Origin of the sequence: Streptomyces sp. NPDC059718 (assembly GCF_042733315.1) — a bacterium.
Lineage (GTDB): Bacteria > Actinomycetota > Actinomycetes > Streptomycetales > Streptomycetaceae > Actinacidiphila.
In genome coordinates, this window is record NZ_JBHWGA010000053.1 from 1 (window position 1) to 22,971 (window position 22,971).

Genomic DNA, 22,971 nt, shown 5'->3' on the forward strand with positions numbered 1-22,971 from the left:
CACCGCCAGCATCGGCGACCACCCGGGCAACTCCGCCCGAGCCACAGAATCCGCAGGAACGCGCGTACTCATATACACCAGCATCCCCCCACACCCCCCGACCGGCGAATCCAGACACCACGGACCCCCGCACACCCGCGCACCCGGTCGCCCGTCGCCGGCCGCGGCACACTGGAGGCATGGACGCAGACGGCGGGGCCGGTCCGGCCAGGGGCCACGTGACGGCCGGTCCCGCGGGCGCCTGTGCCTGGACCTCCGCCCGGATGTCGTGGCAGGCCGGGGACATCGGGAGGGTCCCGGCCGAACTCGCGGCGCGGGGCGCGGCGTTCGAGCCGCGCGCGGCGTACGGCAACGGCCGGCCGGTCCGCTGAGCCACCGTCCGTGGGAGCCGCCATGAGTTCGACCGCGATCGCAGACTACGCACTGATCTCCGACCGGCACTCCGCAGCGCTGGTGAGCCGGGACGGCTCCGTCGACTGGTTGTGCTTCCCCCGGTTCGACAGCCCCTCGGTCTTCGCGCGGCTGCTGGACGGCGCGGCCGGTCACTGGTCGGTCCGGCCGTCGGTCCCGTACGAGGCGACGCGGACCTACGTGGACCGGTCCATGGTGCTGGAGTCCGCCTTCCGCACCGCCTCGGGAACGGTCACGCTCACGGACGCCCTGCTGACCGGCCCGGACGGCGACGAGCACAGCCTCGGGGCCGGCGCACCGCACCTGCTGGCCCGCAGGCTGACCTGTGCCGAGGGCGAGGTGCCGGTGGAGACGACGTACCGCCCGCGACCGGAGTACGGACTCGTCGCGCCGATCCTGTCGGGGACCGAGGGCGGGGTCACGTCCCGGGGAGGGGCCGAGTGGCTGGTGCTGACCACTCCGTACCGCATGGACTTCGCGGACGCCGCGGCCCACGGCGCCTTCACCCTGCGGGCCGGCGAGTCCGTCTGCTTCGGCCTGCACCGTTCGACGCTCGAGGAGCCCCCGGCCCGTGTCTGGACGCAGGAGGAGCTGTCCGGCCGCCTGGACTCCACGATCGCGGCATGGCAGTCGTGGTCGGACATGCACCAGGCCTACGACGGGCCCTGGCGCGACCTGGTGCACCACAGCGGCCGGGTGCTGCAGGCGCTGTCGTTCCAGCCCAGCGGCGCCATCATCGCCGCCGCGACCACCTCGCTGCCGGAGGGCGTGGGCGGCGAGCGCAACTGGGACTACCGCTACACCTGGGTCAGGGACGCCTGCCTGACCATGGAGGCCCTGTGGGTGGCGGCCTGCCCCGACGAGGCGCACGACTTCTTCGCCTTCCTGGCGACCGCCGCGCCGTCGCTGAGCGAGGACCGGACACTGCAGATCATGTTCGGCGTGGGCGGAGAGCACGACCTGAGCGAGCGCACCCTCCCCCACCTGCGAGGATGGCGGAACAGCCGGCCGGTGCGGGTGGGCAACGGCGCGTGGTGCCAGCAGCAGATCGACGTCTACGGCGAGCTCCTCGATGCCGCGTACCGCCTCGCGGACCAGTTGCACCGGATCGACGACGACACGCGGCGTTTCCTCGTCGCGTGCGCGGACGCCGCGGCGGAGCGCTGGACCGAGAAGGACCAGGGAATCTGGGAGGTCCGTGGCGAGCCCCGCCACTTCCTGTACTCCAAGGTCATGTGCTGGGCGGCACTGGACCGGGCGGTGCGGCTCGCCGACCGCCTGGGCGCGCGCCGGGACAAGGTGGCGGCCTGGCGGAGGACCCGGGACGAGATCCACCGGACCGTGCTGCGGGAGGGCTGGAACGAGGAGGCGGGCGCCTTCACGCAGTACTTCGGCTCGACCGCCCTCGACGCGTCGAACCTGATGATGCCGATCGTCGGTTTCCTGCCCGCCGGCGACCCGCGGATCCGCGCCACCATCGACGCGACGGAGCAGAGGCTCACCGACGCCGCGGGGCTGGTCTACCGGTACCGCACCGCGGAGGGGGTGGACGGCCTCGCCGGCGAGGAGGGCACCTTCCTGCTGTGCACCTTCTGGCTGGCCCAGGCGCTGGCCCTGTCGGGCCAGGCCGAACGCGCCAGCGACGTCTTCGCCCGGGCGGCGGCGTACGTCAACGACGTGGGCCTCCTGGCGGAGGAGATCGACCCGGCCACCGGTGAACTGCTCGGCAACTTCCCGCAGGCGTTCAGCCACATCGGCCTGGTCAACGCCGCCTGGGCGATCAGTGAGGCCCGGCAGCCCATCGCTGCATGACGATCCGTCAGGAGGCTCCTCCCGTGGCGGAATCGCCCGGGGCGGAGGCATGACGCACGAAGCGGGCCCGGGGCCGTTCATCGGGGGCCACTCCGGGGCCCCGGGCCGCTGACCACATCAGACACCCGTCGAGGGGTTCCTGCGAGCCGGGCTGACCCACCCGGGCTCAACCGGGCACGGCCACACGCGGTGTGACGGGGTGTCCGGGGGCCGGCCGGCACCCCGGTGTCCTTTGGCACGATCGGCGCCGGCCGGGAAGGGGGGCCAGGCCGGCGCCGGATCGAAGCGGGGCCGTTCTCCTGCTCGGGGGCACTCCGTGGGGGCGGACCGCTCCGCGTCCCCGTGGAGTCCTGTGGCAGGTCTCCCGCGCCTGGTCCAACCGTGAACCGGAAGCGGTCATTCCCCGTCGTCATTCCCCGTCGCGTCCGGTGCCAGGGGGACGCGTCTCCCAGTCGGTGGCGAGCAGACCGAACAGCAGGTCGTCGGTCCACTCCCCCTTGATCCAGGTGTGGGCCGGGCGACGGCCCTCCAGCCGGAACCCGACACGCTCCAGCAGACGCGCCGAGGCGGTGTTCCGCGCGTCGCACTCGGCGGAGACGCGGTGCAGGCCGCTCACGGTGAAGAGCCGGTCCAGCAGCGCGGTGACGGCCTCGGTGGCGTAGCCGTGGCCCTGGTGCGCGCGGGCGAGGGTGAAACCGAGGTCGGCCTGCATCCGGTTGTCGTGCAGGCACACGCCGATGTCGCCGATCAGCTCGCCGGTGGCGGCGAGCTCCACCGCGTATTGGAACCAGCCGGGCTCCTCCGGATCCCCCGCGGCGAACCGCGCGACGAGGTCCGCGGCCGCCTGAGGGGACACCGGCTCGCTCCAGCCCTGGTAGCGGGCGACGGCCGGGTCGGACCGGTAGGCGGCCAGGGCCGGCGCGTCACCGGGGCGGAATCGCCGTACGCGCAGCCGGGAGGTCTCCGGGAACATGCCCGCGATGCTCTCATGCCGGGGCGCCCCTCCCGATGCCCCTGCCGATGCGCCTCCCGGGGCCTCGCCCGGCGCCCGCCCCGCCCGTTGCGTTGGTGCTCACCCGTCACAGGCACGATGCTGGTCAGTGGATGCCCTGGCCGAGCCCGGTTCCCCCGCCCCCGCGGGGGAAAGAACCTAGCGAGGGCGAGATGACAGCCATGGAGCCACTTCCCACCGCCGCCGGTGGACAGCCGGAATCCCTGGGCACCGACGGCGGGACCGCCTACACCGCCTCCGCCACGCTCGACGACCACGGGATCGTCACCGGCTGGAGCGCCCAGGCCCACCATCTCCTCGGCCACACGCCCGCCGAGATCATCGGCCATCCCGCCACGCTGCTGCTCGCCGGACCCCCGCCGCACGCGCCGCCCCCCTCCACGCCGCGCTGGGCCGGGACCCTCGCGCTCCGCCACCGGGACGGACACACCCTGCGCCTGCGCCTGCTCGCCCACCACCGCGAGACCTCCGGCCGGCCGCCGGACGACACCGGGCCCGGGCACAACGGCGACGGGCACGACAGGAGCGGCTGGCTCGTCGTCGCGGCGGTCCCCGGGACCCCCGGCGACCCGCCGGCGCACGACGCGGTGTGCGGCTGGGCGTTCACCCAGTCCCCCTGCCCGCAGGCCGTCTTCGACACCGGGCTGCGGCTGACGCGGGCCAACGCCGCCTTCGAGGACACCCTGGGTCTGCGCGAGGCCGAGATGCGCGGCCTACGGCTGCCCGACCTCGCCCCCGGTGACACGGCCCGGCAGACGGAGGCCCACATGCGGAGCGTCCTGACCAGCGGACGCCCGCAGCACGCCCCGGCCCCCTTCACCGCGGAAGGCTCCACCGCCGCCGGAGACGACGGAGGCTCGGGCACCGCGCCGGGGGACACCGACCGGGCGCGGGACGGGACCGGCGCGGGTGACGGCGCCGACGGGGAGCACGCGCTGCATGCGACCCTCACCCCGCTCGCCGACCCCGCGGGGACGGTGCGCGGGGTGGTGCTCACCACGCACCCGGCCGCGGAGGACCCCGAGGTGCGGCGCCGTTCGCAGCTCCTGCACGACGCCGCGACCCGCATCGGCACGACCCTGGACACCACCCGCACCGCCCAGGAGCTCACCGACCTCGTGGTGCCCGAGCTCGCCGACTACGCCGCCGTCGACCTGATCGAGCCCTCCACCGGCGCCCGGGCCGCCGGGTCGGACGGTCCGGTGACGGTGACCCGCACCGCCGCCAGGTCCATCCTGCCCGGCACCCCCGAGGCCCTCATCGCCCTCGGCGACACCGCGACCTACCCCCCGGGGTCCCCTCCCGCGCAGACGCTGGACACCGGCAAGGCCGCGCTGTACGACATCACCGAGGCCACCCTCGCCCGCTGGGCCGCCCAGGACCCCCGGGCCGCGTGGATCCGCGAGGCGGGCACCCACTCGGTCATCGCGATCCCCCTCACGGCCGGCGGCGGCACCCTCGGGCTGGCCGTCTTCAGCCGCCACCGCAACCCGGTGCCCTTCACCGACGACGACCTCACCCTCACCGAGAAGCTCGCCCACCGGGCCGCCACCGCGATCCACAACGCCCGCCGCTACGCCCGCGAGCGCACGACGACGATGACGCTGCAGCGCAGCCTGCTGCCGCACACCCTGCCCGAGCAGGCCGCCCTGGACATCGCCACGCGCTACCTGCCCGCGACGACGCACGCCGGGGTGGGCGGCGACTGGTTCGACGTGATCCCCCTGTCCGGCGCCCGTGTCGCCCTCGTGGTCGGCGACGTCGTCGGGCACGGCATCCGCGCGTCGGCCACGATGGGGCGGCTGCGCACCGCGGTGCGCACCCTCGCCGACGTGGACCTGCCACCGGACGAGCTCCTCACCCACCTCGACGACCTGGTGATCCACCTCTGCTCCGACGACGCCGGGGAGGACCAGGACGCGGAGACCGCGGGCGGGATCGGCACCACGTGCCTGTACGCGGTGTACGACCCGATCACGCGCCAGTGCAGCCTCGCCCGCGCGGGACATCCTCCGCCCGCCGTGGTGACCCCCGACCACGCCGTCCACTTCCTGGACGTCCCCGCCGGCCCCCCGCTGGGGCTGGGCGGGCTCCCGTTCGAGACGATGACCACGAACCTCCCCGAGGGCACGGTCCTCGCCCTCTACACCAACGGGCTGCTGGACCCGCACCACAACGACATCGACCAGTCCCTGGACAAGATGTTCACGGCCCTCGCGCACCCGGCCTCGTCGCTGGACACGGTCTGCGACCGGGTCCTGACCACCCTCATCACGCACCGCCCGACCGACGACATCGCCCTCCTGGTCGCCCGGACCCGCACGCTGCCCTCCGACCACATCGCCACCTGGCAGCTGCCCAACGACCCCGCCACCGTCGCGCACGCCCGCCACCACACCACGTCGCAGCTGACGACGTGGGGCCTGGAGGAGACCTCGTTCACCACCGAACTGCTCGTCAGCGAGCTGGTCACCAACGCCATCCGCTACGGCAAGCCGCCCATCCAGCTGCGCCTGATCCACAACAACACGGTGCTGATCACCGAGGTCACGGACACGAGCAACACCACCCCGCACCTGCGCCGTGCCCGCACGTACGACGAGGGCGGGCGGGGTCTGCTCCTCGTGGCGCAGCTCGCCCAGCAGTGGGGCACCCGTCACCATCCGCGCGGCAAGACGATCTGGACCGAACAGGTCCTGGCGCCCGCCTGACGGCCACGGCCACACATACCCCCACCCCGTATTGTCGCAATGCCCCCACGCGCCTTGGCACATACCCCCAGGGGGTATAGCGTGGGTCGACGCGCCCAACCGGCACGCGTCCCCATGCCACGGCACCCACGGAGCAGCCTTGAACACCGGAACGAAGATCACCGCGTTCGCCGTCGCCCTGGCGGCCTCGTTCGGCACCGCCTACGGCGTGGGTGCGGCCTTCGACCCGGTCCGCTCACCGGAGGTCGGCGCGAACGCGCCGGAAGCGGGACACGCGCACGACACCGGCGCCGACAAGGGCGCCGACGTGGGCGCCGCCCAGCCCGCGGGAGGCCTGGCGGTCAGCGAGGCGGGCTACACCCTCGACCTCCGCACGCCACACGTCGGTTCCGGTCGCCCGGCCGAACTGCGCTTCCTCATACGTGACGCCGACGGCCACCCGCTCACCTCGTACCGGCGGGCCCACGAGAAGGAGCTGCACCTGATCGTCGTCTCGCGCGACCTGACGTCTTACCGCCATCTGCATCCGGTCCGGGCCGCCGACGGCACGTGGAGCACCCCCGTCAGCCTCCCCCGCGCCGGGGACCACCGGATCTTCGCCGACTTCACCCCCGCCGCGAAGGGCAGCCGGAACCTCACGCTGGGCGCGGACCTCTCCGTGGCCGGGGACCACCGGCCCGGCAGCCCCGCGCCGGTCTCCCGGACGGCGACCGTGGACGGCTACACCGTGACGCTCCACGGCGGCCTGCAACCCGGCGCCGCGCGGGAGCTCCGGCTGACGGTGACGAAGGACGGCCGCGAGGTCACCGACCTGCAGCCGTACCTCGGTGCGTACGGCCACCTGGTCGCCCTGCGCGCCGGCGACCTGGCGTATCTGCACGTGCACCCGGGCGGCGCCCCGGGCGACGGCGCGACCGCGCCCGGGCCGGACGTCTCCTTCACCGCCACGGCCCCGAGCGCGGGCACGTACCGGCTCTTCCTGGACTTCAAGCACCGAGGAACGGTCCGCACCGCCGCGTTCACGGTCACGGCCGGTCCGGAGGACGGCCATGCCGACGCGGACGGCGGCGGGACGGGCGGCCACGGCCACTGACGTCAGGCGCGGCTCGCGGCAGGCCCCTCAGCCGGAACGGCGCCGCAGGCGACGGGCGCCCAGGAAGGCGGCCGCGCCGGCGGCCAACGCGCCCCCGGCGGCGCCCGCCAGAGCGCCGACGCCCGGCCGGTGCTCGCCGGACCCCGTGTCGGCCAGCGCCGGGCGGCCGGACTCGGCGGCGGTGGCGGCCTGGAGGATCAGGTCGGCGACGGCGTCGGGCCGGGCGATCAGGGACACGTGACAGGTGTCGAGCTCCACGGTGTGGGAGTGGGCGCGCTCCGCCTGGAAGCGCTCCTGGTCCGGGTTGATCGTCATGTCCTGGCGGCCGACGAGGGCCCAGGACGGGATCGTCTTCCAGGCCGCGACCTTGGCCTTCTCCGAGAACGCGGTGGTGGCCGCGGGCCGCTGGGTGACCGCCAGCAGGTTCGCCTGGCTCTCCGGCAGGCAGGCGGCGAACACCGGGTGCACCTTGTCGCGCTTGAGGTAGAGGTCGGTGCCGCTGACTCCCCCGCCGGCCCGGTACGGCACGGACTTGGTGGCGGTGCCCAGCGCGCTGGGGAACCGCTCGGACAGCGACATCCCGCTCTCACCGACGTCGGGCATCAGCGCGGAGACGTACACCAGCGACTTCACCTGGGGGTTGCCCGCCGCGGCGGAGCTGATCACCGCGCCGCCGTAGGAGTGGCCTGCCAGGACGATGGGGCCCTTGATGCTCTCCAGTACGGAGGCGATGTAGGTGGAGTCGCTGTACAGCCCGCGCAGCGGGTTCGCGGGGGCGATGACGGGGTAGCCGCGGCTCTCGAGCCGCTCGATCACCCCGTTCCAGCTGGAGGCGTCCGCGAACGCCCCGTGGATCAGGACCACCGTCGGCTTCGTCCCGGTCGTGTCCCCGTCCGCGGCCGCCGGGGCCGCGGCGGACGCGCAGAAGGCCAGGGCGCAGCCGGCCGCGGCGACGTGGGCGCGGCGTATGCGACGCCGCGAGCGGGAATCCAGAGTTGCCGCCATGCCGTATCTCGCTTTCCTCGGTGCTCAGGGCGGGGGCCCTACGGCACCTGAGTGTTCACGGCTCGGCGGCGACAGGCCCGGCCGCGTATGCCGACCGGGTCACGGCCATGGGCCGTCGGGGTGAAAGCTGCCCCGCGGGGGTGTGCGACTGCTGGAACGGGCGGACGAACGACGCCGGGCCGCCCACGCGAGCCGCTTCGCCGACTGGCGGGACGCGGACCTGGAGCCACCGGCGGGATGCCTGCGGGACTACGACGCGGCGGTCCGACCTCCGCGGCCGGGGTCCTGCGCCGCCATCGGCGGAGTCCTGTTGCCGCGGAGCCGGATCCTGCGTCAGTCGTGGTCCAGGGAGCGGTGCGGATGCGCCGGGTAGACGCCCATGATCCGCACCTCGGAGGAGAAGAAGCGCAGCTCCTCCAGGGCGAGGGCCACGCTGCTCTCCTCCGGGTGGCCCTCGATCTCGATGTAGAAGCGACTGGCCTTCAGCCCCGCGCCCACCTGGTAGCTCTCGATCTTGGTGAGGTTCACCGCGTTGCTGGAGAAGCCGCCGAGCGCCTTGTAGAGCGCGCTCGGGATGTTGCGCACCGAGAAGAAGAGGCTGGTCATCATCGGCGTGCCCGAGTCCGGCGGGAACGCGGCGTCGCGGGAGAGGACGACGAAGCGGGTGGTGTTGTCGGAGGTGTCCTCCACGCCGCCGCGCAGCACCTGCAGTCCGTACAGGTCCGCGGCCCCGGGCGGGGCGAGCGCCGCGTGCCGCGGGTCGCCGAGCTCCGCGACCTCGCGGGCGGCGCCCGCGGTGTCGTCGCTCACCAGCGTCTGCCAGCCGCCCTCGCGGATGATCTTCCGGCACTGCCCCAGGGCGTGCACATGGCTGCGGACGCACGCGACGTCCTCCAGCGTGGCCCCGGGCACGCCCATCAGGTCGAAGCGGATCGGCAGGAAGTACTCCGCGATGATCGAGAGGTCCGCCTCCGGCAGCAGGTGGTGGACGTCCGCGACGCGACCGGCGGCGGAGTTGTCCACGGGGATCACGGCCAGCTCCGCGCTCCCCACCGCGACCGCCTCCAGCGCCTGCTCGAACGTCGTGCAGGGCAGCTCCCGGCTTTCGGGATACAGCCTGCGGGCCGCGGCGGCGGAATTGGATCCGGGTTCTCCCTGGTAGGCGATGGTCACCATGTGCGCGTCGGTATCTCCGGATCGGTGGGCGGTGCGTGCGGCGGGGCCGTCCTCGCATGCTACTGCGCGCCGCGCGCGCACCTCGTTCCCGTCCGAGGGCCGGACGGCCGTGGCCGGACCGGAACCCCGGCTCACCCCAGGCGCGGGCGGATGGCCCACGGGCGGCCCCCACCGCCCGTGGGTTCCGCGCCGGCCTCGGCGGCCGGCGCGCAGGTCATCACCACGGCAACTGCGCGGTGAGGTCGCCGAAGGTGCCGGTCGGGCCGTCCTGGCCGACGGTGGCGCAGCGCACGATCGCCTCGGCGCCCTCCTCCGGGGTCTGGATGCCGTGCCCGCTCAGACCGTGCAGGTCGGTGGCGCTGAACCCGGGCTCGACGGCGTTGACGCGCATGTGGGGCAGGCCCTTGGCGTACTGCACCGTGAGCATGTTCACCGCCGCCTTCGACGCGGAGTAGACGGGCGTGACGTACCGCGACTCGTTCTTCCCGGGGTCGAGGACCGTGCCGAAGGAGCCGAGCCCGCTGCTGACGTTGACGATGACCGGCGCGGCGGACTCCCCCAGGAGGGGGAGGAAGGCGTGCGTCACGCGCACCAGGCCGACGACGTTGACGTCGAGGACGGTCGCCATGTGGGCGCCGGAGGCCTCCTCGGCGCCGACCATGCCCTCGAAGACGCCCGCGTTGTTCACCAGGACGTCGAGCCGGCCCTCGCGGCGCCGCAGCTCCTCGGCCGCCGCGGTCACGGAGGCGTCGTCGGTGACGTCGAGCAGGAGCAGCTCCGCGCCGAGCTCGTCGGCGGCCGCCCGTCCGCGGGTGGCGTCCCGGGAGCCGATGTAGACGGTGTGGCCGAGCTTGATCAGACGGCGGGCGGTCTCGCGACCGAGGCCCTTGTTGCCGCCGGTGACGAGCGTGATGGTCATGGGGTGCTCCCTTGCTGGTGCTCGCGACGCGCGGGTGACCGCGCGCCGACGTGTCGGGGGGTGGGCGGGGTGGCGTGAGCGGGGCGCCGTTCAGCCGGCGATGCCGTCGAGTTCCGCGACGGCGTCGGCGGGCAGTTCCAGGGCGGCCGCGGCGACGTTCTCGCGCAGGTGCGCGAGCGAGGACGTTCCGGGGATCAGGACGGTGGTCGCCGACCGGCGGAGCAGCCAGGCGAGGGCGACCTGCTGCGGCGAGGCGCCCAACCGGGCCGCCACGCCCGCGAGTTCGTCCGACTGGAACGGGGTGAAGCCGCCGAGCGGGAAGAAGGAGGCGAAGGCGATGCCTTCGGCGGCGCACCGGTCGACGAGGGCGTCGTCCTGCCGCTTGACCAGGTTGTAGAGGTTCTGCACGGCCACGACGGGGGCGATGGACTGCGCCTCGGTCAGCTGGGCGCCGGAGACCCCGCTGAGGCCGAGGTGCCGGATCAGGCCCTGCTCGCGCAGCTCCGCGAGGGCGCCGAACTCCTCGGCGATCGGGTCGTCGCCGGTGCCCTCCACGGAGCCGAGGCGCAGGTAGACCACGTCGAGTACGTCGAGTCGCAGGCGCCGGAGGTTCTCGTGCACCTGGGCCTTGAGGTCGTCGGGTTCCAGGGAGGGGATCCAGCCGCCGGTGCCGTCGCGGCGTGCGCCGACCTTGGTGGCGATGCGCAGGGCGTCCGGGTAGGGGTGCAGCGCCTCCCTGATGAGCTCGTTGACCACCGCGGGACCGTAGAAGTCGCTGGTGTCGATGTGGGTGATCCCCAGCTCGACCGCCTCACGCAGCACGGCGAGGGCCTGGTCGCGGTCCTTCGGGGGACCGAAGACACCGGGACCGGCCAGCTGCATGGCTCCGTAGCCCATGCGGCTGATGACGAGGTCGTCCGCGAGCCGCAGCGCGCCACCGGGGAGATTCCGTGCATTGCTCATGTGTCGCACCTTCCGTGCATGGATGTGGGGGGATGACGAACCGGCCGGCTCCGGCCGCCCTCCACTGTGCGCGGCGTGGGGCGCGGGTGGCAGTGCCCCGCTGTTCCTGGGGGTGGGGGGGCCAGCCACCTCACCCGCGGGGACGCATTCCGGCGTCCGTGCGGCGCGTCGCACGGCGATCCGGCCGGTCCGTCACGTCGCCTGGTCACGACAACCGGCGACGGCACCCACCCCGGAAGGTCCGACATGAGCACGTACCTGATCAACCACCTGCGCATCCCCGGCGGCATCCCGAACGACGAGGGCCTGACCTACCTGGAGCGCGTCGACGCCACCTTGCGGCCCTACGGCGGCAGGTGGCTCGCGAACGGCGAGCCGACCGTGGTGGAGGGCGCCTGGCCCGGCCTGGCCGTCCTCCTGGAGTTCCCCGACCGGGCCTCGGCCCGGAACTGGTACGACTCGCCCGAGTACCAGGAGATCCTGCCCCTGCGCACCCGCAACGCGATCTCCGACCTCGTGCTCATCGACGGCCTTCCCGCGGACTACACCGTCGCGGGCTTCGCCCGGCAGGTCCGGGCGTCCGTCGCCGGTGCGTCCGGTGCATCAGGTGCGGATGGCTGACGCAGGTTCAGAGGCACCCTGGCCGGGGCGGGTCGATCCCGCCCCGTCAACGTGCCCGGTCCCCGGCCTTGTTCGCGCCCGGCTGCCCGGCCGTCCACGAGGCCAGGATGCGCAGCGCGTCGTACGACGGGCTGCCGGGCTCGGCGGTCAGCACCATGAGGCGCTGACCCGAGCCGTCGGGACTGCTCCACGTGTCGCAGTCGAGCGTGAGGTCACCGACCAGCCGGTGCCGGTAGTGCTTCGTGCCGTAGCTGGTGGTGATGACGCGGTGCTCCGCCCACCAGGTGCGGAAGTCGGCGTCCTGGACCGACAACTCGCCGACGAGACGCGCCAGTTCGGGATCGTCGGACTCCGCGGCGGCCTGCATGCGCAGGGCGGCGACGGCGTCGCGGGCGTCGTGCTCCCACTGCCGGTGCATGCCGCGGACGGTCGGGTGCGTGAAGAGCAGGTGCACGTAGTTGCGCCGGCCCGGCGGGACCGACGAGAAGTCGGTGTACAGGGCCGCGGCGGCGTCGTTCCAGGCCAGGACGTCCAGCCGCTTGCCGAGGACGACGGCGGGCGTCGCCGTGAGCTGGTCGAGCAGACGCCGCATCGCGGGCCGCACGCCCTGCGCGGGACGGCGGCGCCGCGGCTGCGCGTCGGCCTTGCCGGCGAGCTCGTACAGGTACCTCTGCTGGTCGTCGTCGAGGCGCAGCGCACGGGCCAGCGGGGCGAGGACCGAAGCCGACGCCCGGACGCGGCCCTGCTCGAGCCGCGTGTAGTAGTCGACGCTGATCGCGGCGAGCTGCGCGACCTCCTCACGGCGCAGGCCCGCGACCTTGCGCCCGGAATCCGCCGGCGGCAGACCGCATTCGTCCGGTGCCAGTTGCGCCCGGCGGGCTTTCAGGAAGGCTCCGAGTTCGCGAGGGCCAGATGCCGCAGTCATGTGCCCCATTCTCCCGCGCGCTGCCCCTGCTGTGAGGGGGCACGTTTCTTCCCCGGCAGGAACCCGCCTCTTTTGCCCACCCCGGCCGGGACGGATGGTCGAGAGGTGCCCGGCACGGTTCCGGGCGGCAGAGGGCCCGCCGAACAGGCGCGGCCCGCCACGACAGCGAACACGGAGCACCCTGTGGCCAAGACCACCGTCACCTTCGACAGCGCCGGCATCCCGCTCGCCGGCCACGTCTACACCCCCGACGCGCAGGGCCCGCGGCCCGCGATCGTCGTCGGCCACCCCGGCACCGGCGTGAAGGAACAGGCCGCCGGCCTCTACGCCCGGCGCCTGGCCGAGAAGGGCTTCGTCACGCTCGCCTTCGACGCGGCCCACCAGGGCGAGAGCGGCGGCGAACCCCGCGGCCTGGAGGACCCCGCCCAGCGGGTGGAGGACCTCAAGGCGGCCGTCTCCTACCTCACCACCCGCGGCGACGTCGACGCCGGGCGCATCGGCGCCCTCGGCATCTGCGCCTCCGGCGGCTACGTCCTCCCCGCAGCGGCCGGTGACCGGCGGATCAAGGCCGTCGGCACCGTGAGCGCGGTCGACGTCTCCCGCCAGTTCCGCCTGGGGGCGGACGGGACCCAGGACGCGGCCGTGTTCCAGGGCATGCTGGAGGCCGCCGCGGGCGCACGTACCGCCGAGGCCCGCGGCGAGGAGCCGCCCGTCCTGACCCTGTTCCCCGACACCGCGGACCAGGCCCGCGCGCTGGGCGGGGAACACGGGGTCGAGGGTTTCGACTACTACCGCACCCCGCGCGCCCGGCACCCCCGGGCGGCCGACTTCTTCACCTGGTCGAGCGTCGACAGGATGGCGGCCTTCGACGCCTTCGCCGCCGTCCCGCTCATGGGCCCGCGCCCCCTGCTGATGGTCGTAGGGTCCCGCGCGGTCACCGCCTGGATGAGCGTCGACGCGTTCCAGCGCGCCACCGGCCCCAAGGAGTTGCAGTGGATCGACGGCGCGAGTCACGTCGACCTCTACGACCGGGAGCGGTACGTCGACCCCGCGGTCGGGAAGCTCGCCGGCTTCTTCACCCGGAACCTGGGCCCGGCCGCGGACCACTGACCCCGGCGCCCGGGCCGGGTGCGCCGGTAGGGTCCACGCATGCGTGAAGTCGCGACCGGCGTCTGGCACTGGCAGACGCCGCACCCGGAGTGGACGCCGGACGAGCGGTGGCCGCGGGAGGTGTCGTCGTACGCCGTCGACGACGGCACCCGGCTGCTCCTCCTCGACCCGCTGTCCGTGCCGCCCGGGCTCCTCGCGCTCGCCGCCGACCGGGAGCCGGTCGTGGTGCTCACCGCTCCCTGGCACGAGCGCGACACGCGGATTCTGGTCGAGCGCCTCGACGCGCCGGTGTTCACTCCCCCGCCCGACACCGCCGACGACCTCGTACGGAAGTTCGGCGTCACGCGTGAACAGGCCGGTGACGGCAGCCCCGACCTCGCCTGGCTGCACACCGGCGACGGCGGCCGTGGCCACCTGTACGCCGAGGGCGACCGACTCCCCGCGGGGATCGAGGCGTTCGCCGGAAGGGAGCACAACGACATGGTCCTGTGGGACGGCCGTCTGCGGGCCGTCATCCCCGGCGACACCCTGGTCGACTTCGGCCGCGGGCTGCAGATCAACGACCGGCTGCGGGACGGCGTCACGCGCGAGCAGGTGGTCCAGCGCCTGCGGCCGCTGCTCGCCCTCCCGGTCGCGCTCGTGCTCCCCGCACACGGCGCACCGGCCGACCGGGCCGCGCTGGAGCGTGCGCTGTCCAGGAGGCCGCGGAGCTGGTCGGCGTAGTCCTCGGCGACGGTGTCGTAAGACGTCCGGGTGTCCGCGAGCCAGTCGTCGGTGTCCATGGCCGGCCACGGTAGTTCACCGGGGGAACGGGTTCTCGGGCGGCACCCGCGCCCGGTAGGTTCGGTTGCCGTGACCGACGACGCGTGGGAGATCGGCCGGAGCCCGGCCGGGGGGCCAGAGCCGCCGCTCGCCGGGGGTGAGGCCGCGACGCTGCTGGGCTCGCTGGAGCGCCAGCGCGCGACCTTCGCGTGGAAGTGCGGCGGCCTGGACGCGGCGGGCCTGCGGGCGACGGTCGGTGCTTCGTCGGTGACGCTGGGCGGCCTGCTGAAGCACCTGGCGCACTGCGAGGACGCCTCGTTCTCCCGGAAGTTCCTCGGGCGGGAGCCGGGTGCGCCGTGGGACACGGTGGACTGGCGCGCCGACCCCGAGTGGGACTGGCGCTCCGCGGCGCAGGACGGCCCCGAACAGCTCACGGCGCTCTGGCAGGACGCGGTCGCCCGCTCCCGCCGCGTGGTACGCGAGGCCCTGGCGGTGGGCGACCTCGGGCAGTTGGGCCGCTACACCACCGCTGACGGGCGGTCACCGAGCCTGCGGCGCATCCTCGTCGACCTCATCGAGGAGTACGCGCGGCACGTCGGGCACGCCGACCTCATCCGGGAGTCCGTCGACGGGCTCGTCGGCGAGGACCCGCCGGGCTGACGGACCGCGGCGGGCGACGCGGCGGCGGGCGGACGATGCGGCGCGGCGGCGCTCAGGCGGGGAACCGTACGCCCGTCAGCCGCTCGCTCTGCGTCCACAGCCGCTCGCCCTCGGCCGGGTCGTCCGCACCGCGCGGAAGCCGCACCGGAACGGGGGTTCCGGAGGTCTGGTCGCGTCCGGCGGGGCCGAGGAACTGCCCGCTGCGGACGTCGGGGCTGGTGGCGGCGTACAGCGACGGCCAGGCCGCGCCTTCGGGCGACCCCATCAGCGCCCGCGAGGCGACAGCGACGACCATCCTGGCGAGCGGGCCGCTGCTGTGCCGCTGCAGGTTCGTCATCGCCGAACCGGGATGGACGACGACCGCCTCGACACAGGTGCCCGCCAGGCGGCGCGCCAGTTCCCGGGTGAACACGACGTTGGCGCGCTTGGACTTGGCGTAGGCGCCCATCGCTCCGTACCGGCGCTCGCTGTTGAGGTCGTCGAGCCGGCCGCTGCGCCATCGCGCGGCGACGGCGCTGACGGTCACGACGCGGGCCGCCGGCGACCGGAGCAGGGCCGGCATGAGCCCGGCGGTGAGGGCGAAGTGGCCGAGGTGGTTGGTGCCGAAGGTCAGCTCGAAGCCGTCGGTGGTGGTGCGGCGCTCGGGCACGTTCATGACGCCCGCGTTGTTGATCAGCAGGTCGACCGCCCCCGGCCCCGCGGCCAGCCGCTCGCCCGCCCGCCGGATCGAGGCGAGGCTGCCGAGGTCGACGACGACCGTGCCGACGTCGGCGCCGGGCCGCTCCGCGGCGAGGGCGGCCGCCGCCGCCTCGAGCGTGTCCTGGCTGCGTCCGGCGAGGATCACGCGGGCGCCGTGGCCTGCGAGCACGCGCGCGGTCTCCAGGCCGATGCCGCTGTTCCCTCCCGTGATGAGGGCGGTTCGGCCGCGCTGGTCGGCGATGGCGTCGGGGGTCCAGTGGGGGGTGGGGGCGGTGGTGGCGGGCATGCCCGGACTCCTATCAAGTGAACGTTCATTTAGTAGCTTGACAGTGCCCCGCCCCTGGCCGAGTTGTCAAATGAACGTTCAATAGCCGAGGATGCGTGCATGCGCACACGTGATCCGGAGCTGAAGCGGCGGCTGCTGCTGGAGGCGGCGCTGACCGAGTTCGCCGAGTACGGCGTCGCCGGGGCACGGGTCGACCGGATCGCCGGACGCGCCGGGGTGAGCCCCGGCCTGACGTACTCCTTCTTCGACGGGAAGGAGGGCCTGTTCGAGGCCGTCTACGACGCCGTCGTCGAACAGGCCGTCGCCGGCATCCCCCTCGACGCCGACGACCTGCCCGGCTACGCCGGCCGCCTCTACGACGCGGGCCTCGACCACCCCGAGGTCATGCGCTTCGTGGCCTGGTACGCCCTGGAGCGCGGCGACGGCCGCGAGGTCCGGCCCGTCGTGGCCGCGTCCATGGCCGACAAGGTCGCCGCGGTCGAGGACGCGCAGCGGCGCGGCTCCGTCACCGACCGCATGGGCGCGGGCGAACTCCTCGCCCTCGTCCTCGTCGTCGCCAACATGTGGCAGCGCCAAGGGGAGGACGTCCGCTCCCTGGTCCCGGCACCGGAGCGCAGGAGGGTCGTCGTGGAGGCGGTGCGGCAGCTCGTCACCCCCTGATCCGACGTCCGTACGCGAGGGGCGCAAGTCCCCCGCGCGCACCCTCCCTACGCGGCACGGAGGTTGACCCCTGCCCGTCCTGACGCCGCGCTCACGACACGCGGCGCCCCCCCACCCCGTCCGGCGCAATCGCGACGGCCTCCGGCCTGCGCGGCGATCGCCCACGGGGCAGCCTGGGAAGCGGAGCCCGCCCGGTCGTCCTCGCACGCCGACCGGGCGGGCCGCCGCGTCGGGGGCAGCCGGGATGACCTCGCGGGCCGCGGCGGTTGTACGGAGCGGAGAAGTACACCGCCACGCGAGGGAGCTGCGGACATGACCGCTCAGGACGTCGAACGCACCGGCTTCACCGAGCAGTGGGAGCACTGGCACCGCGGCAAGGAGGAGGTGCTCGCCGGTCCGCACGGCTTCCTGGCGATCACGAGCCTGCGCTGGCTGGGACCGCGACCGGAACGCTTCGAGGACGCCCCCGGCACCTGGTCGGTCGCCGACGGCCACGTGGTGGTCGAGCTTGGCGACGGCGAGGAGTTGACCGTCGACGGTGCGCCGGTGCGCGGCTGGTACGACTTCGGCGTGATCGGCGAGCGCGACGGTGTCCACGCCGGCTTCGGCGACGCCGTCATCGAGGTCGCCAAGCGCGGCGGGCACGACATCCTGCGCCCACGCCACCCGGACAACCCGCTGCGTACCGGCTTCACCGGGACGCCCGCCTACGCGCCCGATCCCCGCTGGGTCCGCGCGGGCCGGTTCGTGCCCTACGACGCCCCGCGCCCGGTGACCGTGGGAGCGACGGTGGAGGGCCTGGAGCACGTCTACGACTCCCCGGGCCAGGTGGAGTTCGACGTGGACGGCGCGACCTACCGGCTCACCGTCTTCAACGGCTCGCGGCCGGGCGCACTGATGGCGCTGTTCACGGACGCGACGTCCGGGGTGACCACCTACGCGGCGAACCGCTCCCTGCAGATCGACCCGCCGGACGCCGGGGGCGGGGTGAGCCTGGACTTCAACCGGGCGGCCAACCTGCCCTGCGCGTACACCGACCTCGCCACCTGCCCCCTCCCGCCCGCCGGCAACCGGCTGCCGTTCGCCGTCGAGGCGGGCGAGAGGATCCCCCTGGAACGGGGCGGCCGGGCCTGAACCCGGGGTCGCTCAGCCGCGCAGGACCTCCCGGCCGAGCCGGCGGCGGGCCGGGTCCAGCGCGGCGTCGACCTCCTTGTTCCGCGCGACGTCCAGCACGACGGCGGCCGGATGGTGCTCCCGGCGCTCCACGGCGGCGCGGCGCAGGTGGGTCGGCGGGTGCGTCTGGTCCTCGGTGTGGGCGGTCAGGGCGGACAGCCGGCGCCGCCGCTCCAGCTCGTACGCGGGAATCGACGCCACGTACTCCTTGAGCCGTTCCCAGACCGCCTCGTCGGGTTCCCTGTCGGCGCCGCGTGTGGCGCGGTGCACGGTGCCGGCGGTGACGTACTGCTGGTCGAGCCAGAAGGAGACGGCATCGGCGAGCAGCAGGACGTCGAGCCCCCCGATGGCAGCCTCCGTCGAGCCGATCCGCGCTTCGAGATCGTCCGCGAGGTACTCGGCCTGCTGACTGGCGCGCAGGGTCAGGTGTGCCAGGACGTGCAGGAGCAGCAGCACGGCGGAAGCGGGTACGAACATGAGCAGTCGTGCGGCGATCTCGATCATTCCCAGGCCGCTGGTGTCCTGCTGCGGACGCAACAGCACGTACCACTCGACGAGCGTGCGGTGAGCGGAACCTATGACGAGCGTCTGGCTGGTGTCGCCGTTGACGAAGTGACCGAACTCGTGGCCGAGCAGGCCGACCCGCTGCTGCGGGGTCAGCACCTCCCACAGCCCGAGTCCGATCGTCAGCACCTTGCGACGGCGCAGGCCGACCGCCTGGACAGAGGCGTTGACCTGGGCATCCACCACGACCACGTCCGCCCGTGGCGCTCCGAGGGCGTCGGCCACCTCGTCCAGCAGCGCGTAGAGCGCTGGCGCGTCCGCCCGGTGCAGCCGGTCCCCGTGACGTGGCATCCGCCCCAGCCGCGGACGCATCAGCCATGCCAGGCCCAGCAACAGGACGCCCAGCACGGCGGGGATGATCGCCCGCCGGCCCGTCACCAGGAGCCACACACCGGCGCCGGCCACGGCCAGTGTCAGCAGGTGCACGAGGCCGGCGATCGCGTAGGCGCCGACGTACGCCGCGCCCCGGCCGGGCCTCGGCGGCCGTTCCGAGGTCATCCTGGCGAACAGTTCCTCGCCGTACGCCCGCGACAGGCGCCGGCGCAACGCGTCGATGGGGCCGTCGTGCTCCTCGTCGTCCTCGTTCCCGCCCCGCACGTTCCAGTCGCACGCCGCGCACCAGACGACGAACCGGTCGTCCTCCGTCAGCCGTTGCCCGCACTGCGGGCACGGTCTTCCCCGGCCTGTCTCCATGCCGCCCCTCCCCTTGATCATCTCCAGCCGGGGCATCGTAGTGGCGGTCCGGGCACTCCGCGCGCGGGGCAGGCCACCGCCCGCCCCCGGGCGAAGGGTTCACCCGGGGTCCGTGTGGTTCACCGCCAGACCGGAAGATCCGTGCCCCAGCGCCCCGGGGGGCGGGTCCAGTCCGCCGGGGCGCCCTGGTAGCCCAGGGGCGGGAGGGCGTGGACCAGGCGTCCGTAGGCGGAGTCGGTGACGGCGAGCCGGCGGGCGGGGTCGTCGTCCCCACCGGACGCGGATCCGGTTCCGCTCTGCGCGTCGGCCGGGCCGATGCCGTGCGTCAGCCAGGAGGCCGTGGCCGTCAGCGACAGCCGCAGCAGCCTTCCGCCGCCGTGGCGGCGGGCGTCGGCCAGGGCGCGCAGGACCGCCGCGGCCAGCAGGTAGCCGGTGCCGTGGTCGAGGGCCTGGGCGGGGAGGACGCCCGGGCGGCCGTCCGGTCCGGCCTCGGTCGAGGCGATGCCGCAGCGCGCCTGCACCAGGCTGTCGAAGCCGCGCCGCCCCGCCCAGGGACCGGACCGCTCCCAGGCGCGGAGCTGGGCGACGACCAGCCCCGGCCGTCGCTCGCGCAGCGCCTCCGGCGAGAGGCCGAATCGGTCCAGTGCGCCGGGGCGGTAGCCGGTCACGACCACGTCGGCGGAGGCGAGGAGTTCCTCGAGGACCGTCCGGTCGGGACCGGAGAGGTCGAGCCGCGCCGACCGCTTCCCGAAGCCGGTGTCGGCGTGGGCCGACTCGTCCTCCGGCAGAAGGGGGTTGTCCACCCGCAGCACGTCCGCGCCCAGCAGCGCCAGCGTGCGCGTGGCGACCGGTCCGGCGATGACCCGCGTCAGGTCGAGCACGCGCACGCCCGCCGCGGGCAGCCCCGCCGGAGGCAGGGGGCGCACCGCAGCGTCGTCGGTGCGCTCGGTCTCCACGAGCGGCTGCGTCGCCGGGCCCGGGTCCCGTACGGCGACGGCCAGTCCGCCCGCCGCGTAGACGGTCTCCTCGACCTCCGCGGCCGTGCGCCCGGCCAGCTCGTCCGCCAGCCGTCGGGCCAGAGCCTCCTCGTCGCCGCCTTCGCCACCGCCGGGAAGGCCGAAGGCGGCGGTCAACCGGACACGGTGGTGCGGGTAGTTGGCGTGGGTGCGCACCCACCCGTCCGCGGTGCGCCAGAAGCCGGACAGCGGAGCGAAGGACGTGGCCGCCCGGCCGTCGATCCGCAGATGCCGCTCGCTCACGAACGCGGTGGCCACCGCCCCCTCGTCGACCAGCACCGGGGGCGGCGCCCCGCCGGAGCGCAGCGCGAGCAGCTCGGCGGCGGCGAGGGAGCAGACCCCGACCGTGGCCCGGGCCATCCGGCGTACCGGCAGCCGGGCGGGCAGCACCCCGGCCACCTCCCGGTACGCCACGTGTTCCGCCCGCTCGGGGGCGCCGCCGAGGGCCTCCCAGGCGTCGGCGGTCGGACGGTCGGTCGGCTGCTGCTGCTGCATCGTGTCGTTCCTTCCTCGGAGGGCGGCCCTTCAGCGGGGCGGGCGCCGCCGGTACAGCCCCTCCTGCACGACGGAGGCGACCAGGCGGCCGTCCCGGGTGAAGAACTGACCCCGGGCCAGGCCCCGGGACGACGCGTACGTCGGGCTCTCCATGGCGAACAGCAGCCACTCGTCGGCGCGGAACGGCCGGTGGAACCACACGGCGTGGTCGAGCGATGCGGCCTGCCGCACGCCGGGGTGGTCGGCGTAGGGCAGGCCGGCCGTCGCGAGCAGCCGGATGTCGGAGAAGTAGGTCAGGGCGCAGGCGTGCAGCAACGGCCCCCCTGGCAGGGCGTCGCGGGTGCGGACCCACAACTGCTGGCGCGGTCCCTGCCCGATGCTGGGCAGTCCCTTGTCGGGGTCGCCCACGCAGCGGGACTCCAGGACGGCCTCGAAGACGGACGCTCTCCGGCGCGCACGCCCGAGCTCCCACAGTTCGGGCAGTCCCTCGGGCCCGGGCGCCTCGGGCGCGTCCGCCTGGTGCTCGTCGCTGTCCTCCGGGCGGTGGAAGGAGGCGGAGAGGCTGAAGATGGCCTCGCCGTCCTGGATCGCGACCACCCGCCGGGTGGCGAAGGAGCGTCCGTCCCGGGTCCGGTCGACCTCGTAGACGATGGGCCGGTCGGTGCGGCCCGCGCGGATGAAGTAGCCGTGCAGGGAGTGGACGAGCAGGTCGGGGGCGGGCAGGGTCGAGCCCGCCGCGATCAGCGACTGCGCCGCGACCTGGCCGCCGAAGGCCCGGAGCGGCATCCCGGCGTGGCAGAAGCCGCGGTAGAGGTTCTCCTCCAGCCGCTCCAGGGTCAGCAGTTCCGTGAACGAGGTGGCCGTCTCGGCCGGGTCCAGGACGTTCTGCTGCATGGGTTCACCGCCAGGGTGCGTACGGCCGGGCGCTCACCGCTCGCCCACTTGTGTGCATGACGCACATGGTAGGGCCGCCGACCTGCGCGGACCCGGCGGGGTCGGACCGGCCCCGCTGGTCACGCGCGGTGCGGGGCCCAGCGGTTGAGGGTGGTGCCGTCCGCGGCCAGGGTGAGCCAGGTGCCGTCGCCCAGCGCGACGGGGTGGTCGCCCTGGTCCGGATCCCGGTCCGGATCCTGGTCCGGGTAGGCGACCGGGCCGAGCGGGCGCAGGGTCAGCGCGTCCAGCAGCCAGTGCCGGGACGCTTCCCGGTGGTGGCGGGCGTCGTAGGCACCGGCGATCACGGTGTGTCCGTCGACGAAGCCCGCGACGAAGTCCCAGGCCGGTTCGGGCCCGTCGTCGCCGGTGTTCCCGTCGTCGCCCGCGAGGTCCGCGGCGTCCCGGTCCATGAGGACACGGCCGTCCGGGAAGCGGTGCAGCAGGAGCGGGTCGTGGCCGTGCGGTGTGCTCAGGAACGCCCGGCCGCCGGGGTGCACGGCGACGGGGACGCGGAAGCCGTCGCCGACCTCCCCGACGGTGAGCGCCGACCCGTCCCAGTGGCCGGCGTAGGCCGGGGAGCCGTCCTGGCCCTGGCCTGTCGCGAGGATCATCCGGGAGGCGTCGGGGTGCGGGAGCTGGTGCGAGCCCTGGGAGCCGCCCTCGACCCGGGCGTGGCCGAGGACGGTGCCGCCGGCGGCGTCCAGGACGACCCACTGCTCGTACGAGTCGGCCTCCGGGTCCCCGTGGTCGATGTCCGGCAGAACGTGCGCCCAGACGAGCCGGCCGTCCGCGCCGACCTGCACGGATCCACTGGCGTGGCCCGGGCACGGCTCGGGGCTGTCGTGCCGGTGGGGCCCGTCGCCCCAGCAGCCGTGCCGGTACTCCCATCGGGTGAGGCCGTCGGAGTCCACGGCCAGCACCGAGCGCTGCCCGGAGAGCACGACGAGGCCGCCGTCGGCACGCGCCGCGCAGGCACTGTTCCGCCACCCGGGCCAGGGGTCCGCGACGGAGGCGAGTACGGCCGGCCGGCCGGCGAACGCGGCCTCCAGGTCGACCAGCACGATGACGTCGTCCTGGTGCAGCAGCGCGTGGTGCACGCCGCCGGGATGCCGCAGCAGCCCGTGGCCGCCCGTCACCGCGGCGGCGCCGGGCAGTTCGGCCGCGCCGACCGGGCGCGCCGGGATGGTCGCCGGATCATCGGGCGCGGCGTGCCGCCGTACATGCCCGGCGGTCGCCTGACGTCGTCGGAGTTCCCCGGGATCCACACCCGCA

Annotated in this window: 21 protein-coding genes; 10 read left to right on the plus strand and 11 right to left on the minus strand. The window is 74.4% G+C overall.

From position 1 onward, the window contains the following. The first annotated feature begins 179 nt into the window (after nt 1–179). A complete protein-coding gene (locus ACFV3E_RS38550; RefSeq protein ID WP_500539947.1) occupies nt 180–371 on the plus strand; it encodes a hypothetical protein in 192 nt (63 codons plus the stop codon). Between the two features lie 22 nt (nt 372–393). After that, nucleotides 394–2,223 carry a glycoside hydrolase family 15 protein gene (locus tag ACFV3E_RS38555; protein ID WP_500539949.1) on the plus strand — a complete coding sequence of 610 codons (1,830 nt, stop codon included), beginning with the start codon at nt 394–396 and terminating at the stop codon, nt 2,221–2,223. 409 nt (nt 2,224–2,632) lie between these two features. Here the strand turns inward: ACFV3E_RS38555 and ACFV3E_RS38560 are convergent, their stop codons facing one another. Next, a complete protein-coding gene (locus tag ACFV3E_RS38560) occupies nt 2,633–3,196 on the minus strand; it encodes a GNAT family N-acetyltransferase (protein WP_500539951.1) in 564 nt (187 codons plus the stop codon). Between the two features lie 200 nt (nt 3,197–3,396). Here ACFV3E_RS38560 and ACFV3E_RS38565 point away from each other — a divergent pair, with 200 nt between their 5' ends. Continuing rightward, nucleotides 3,397–5,946, plus strand: coding sequence for a SpoIIE family protein phosphatase (locus ACFV3E_RS38565; RefSeq protein ID WP_500539953.1), 2,550 nt, complete (start codon nt 3,397–3,399; stop codon nt 5,944–5,946). Nucleotides 5,947–6,085: 139 nt separating this feature from the next. Continuing rightward, nucleotides 6,086–7,039, plus strand: a complete 954-nt coding sequence (locus ACFV3E_RS38570; protein WP_500539955.1) for a DUF8832 domain-containing protein — start codon at nt 6,086–6,088, stop codon at nt 7,037–7,039. Nucleotides 7,040–7,066: 27 nt separating this feature from the next. Here ACFV3E_RS38570 and ACFV3E_RS38575 read toward each other — a convergent pair whose 3' ends face one another. The 4 genes from ACFV3E_RS38575 to ACFV3E_RS38590 all read right to left on the minus strand — a co-directional run bounded on the left by ACFV3E_RS38575 (nt 7,067) and on the right by ACFV3E_RS38590 (nt 11,102). Continuing rightward, nucleotides 7,067–8,044: an alpha/beta fold hydrolase gene (locus ACFV3E_RS38575; RefSeq protein ID WP_500539957.1), complete on the minus strand. Its 978-nt coding sequence runs from the start codon at nt 8,042–8,044 to the stop codon at nt 7,067–7,069. 333 nt (nt 8,045–8,377) lie between these two features. Next, nucleotides 8,378–9,220 (minus strand): prephenate dehydratase, encoded by an 843-nt coding sequence (locus tag ACFV3E_RS38580; protein ID WP_500539959.1) that lies wholly within the window; start codon nt 9,218–9,220, stop codon nt 8,378–8,380. 217 nt (nt 9,221–9,437) lie between these two features. Then, nucleotides 9,438–10,139 carry an SDR family NAD(P)-dependent oxidoreductase gene (locus ACFV3E_RS38585; RefSeq protein ID WP_500539961.1) on the minus strand — a complete coding sequence of 234 codons (702 nt, stop codon included), beginning with the start codon at nt 10,137–10,139 and terminating at the stop codon, nt 9,438–9,440. Nucleotides 10,140–10,229: 90 nt separating this feature from the next. Continuing rightward, nucleotides 10,230–11,102: an oxidoreductase gene (locus ACFV3E_RS38590; protein WP_500539963.1), complete on the minus strand. Its 873-nt coding sequence runs from the start codon at nt 11,100–11,102 to the stop codon at nt 10,230–10,232. A gap of 246 nt (nt 11,103–11,348) precedes the next feature. Here ACFV3E_RS38590 and ACFV3E_RS38595 point away from each other — a divergent pair, with 246 nt between their 5' ends. Then, entirely contained in the window at nt 11,349–11,723 is a 375-nt protein-coding gene (locus tag ACFV3E_RS38595) for a DUF1330 domain-containing protein (protein ID WP_500539965.1), read from the plus strand. A gap of 46 nt (nt 11,724–11,769) precedes the next feature. Here ACFV3E_RS38595 and ACFV3E_RS38600 read toward each other — a convergent pair whose 3' ends face one another. Further along, complete coding sequence (locus ACFV3E_RS38600) at nt 11,770–12,648, minus strand: helix-turn-helix domain-containing protein (protein WP_500539967.1); 879 nt, start codon at nt 12,646–12,648, stop codon at nt 11,770–11,772. A 183-nt stretch (nt 12,649–12,831) separates the two neighbouring features. Here ACFV3E_RS38600 and ACFV3E_RS38605 point away from each other — a divergent pair, with 183 nt between their 5' ends. The 3 genes from ACFV3E_RS38605 (at nt 12,832) to ACFV3E_RS38615 (ending at nt 15,180) form a co-directional block, all read left to right on the plus strand. Continuing rightward, entirely contained in the window at nt 12,832–13,758 is a 927-nt protein-coding gene (locus ACFV3E_RS38605) for an alpha/beta hydrolase (protein WP_500539969.1), read from the plus strand. A gap of 39 nt (nt 13,759–13,797) precedes the next feature. After that, nucleotides 13,798–14,481, plus strand: a complete 684-nt coding sequence (locus ACFV3E_RS38610) for a hypothetical protein (protein ID WP_500539971.1) — start codon at nt 13,798–13,800, stop codon at nt 14,479–14,481. 129 nt (nt 14,482–14,610) lie between these two features. After that, entirely contained in the window at nt 14,611–15,180 is a 570-nt protein-coding gene (locus ACFV3E_RS38615) for a DinB family protein (RefSeq protein WP_500539972.1), read from the plus strand. A 52-nt stretch (nt 15,181–15,232) separates the two neighbouring features. On the opposite strand, the gene ACFV3E_RS38620 is transcribed toward ACFV3E_RS38615, so the two are convergent. Beyond that, complete coding sequence (locus tag ACFV3E_RS38620) at nt 15,233–16,165, minus strand: oxidoreductase (protein ID WP_500539974.1); 933 nt, start codon at nt 16,163–16,165, stop codon at nt 15,233–15,235. Between the two features lie 99 nt (nt 16,166–16,264). Here ACFV3E_RS38620 and ACFV3E_RS38625 point away from each other — a divergent pair, with 99 nt between their 5' ends. Continuing rightward, complete coding sequence (locus ACFV3E_RS38625; protein WP_500539976.1) at nt 16,265–16,825, plus strand: TetR family transcriptional regulator; 561 nt, start codon at nt 16,265–16,267, stop codon at nt 16,823–16,825. A 312-nt stretch (nt 16,826–17,137) separates the two neighbouring features. Then, nucleotides 17,138–17,959 (plus strand): DUF1684 domain-containing protein, encoded by an 822-nt coding sequence (locus tag ACFV3E_RS38630; protein WP_500539977.1) that lies wholly within the window; start codon nt 17,138–17,140, stop codon nt 17,957–17,959. Nucleotides 17,960–17,971: 12 nt separating this feature from the next. On the opposite strand, the gene ACFV3E_RS38635 is transcribed toward ACFV3E_RS38630, so the two are convergent. The 4 genes from ACFV3E_RS38635 to ACFV3E_RS38650 form a co-directional block, all read right to left on the minus strand. Next, nucleotides 17,972–19,255 carry a M48 family metallopeptidase gene (locus ACFV3E_RS38635; protein WP_500539979.1) on the minus strand — a complete coding sequence of 428 codons (1,284 nt, stop codon included), beginning with the start codon at nt 19,253–19,255 and terminating at the stop codon, nt 17,972–17,974. A 119-nt stretch (nt 19,256–19,374) separates the two neighbouring features. Next, a complete protein-coding gene (locus tag ACFV3E_RS38640; protein ID WP_500539981.1) occupies nt 19,375–20,766 on the minus strand; it encodes a CoA transferase in 1,392 nt (463 codons plus the stop codon). Between the two features lie 30 nt (nt 20,767–20,796). Next, on the minus strand, nt 20,797–21,660 hold the full coding sequence (locus tag ACFV3E_RS38645) for an acyl-CoA thioesterase (RefSeq protein WP_500539982.1): 864 nt from the start codon (nt 21,658–21,660) through the stop codon (nt 20,797–20,799). Between the two features lie 119 nt (nt 21,661–21,779). Continuing rightward, a complete protein-coding gene (locus ACFV3E_RS38650; protein ID WP_500539984.1) occupies nt 21,780–22,964 on the minus strand; it encodes a hypothetical protein in 1,185 nt (394 codons plus the stop codon). Between the last annotated feature and the right edge of the window lie 7 nt (nt 22,965–22,971).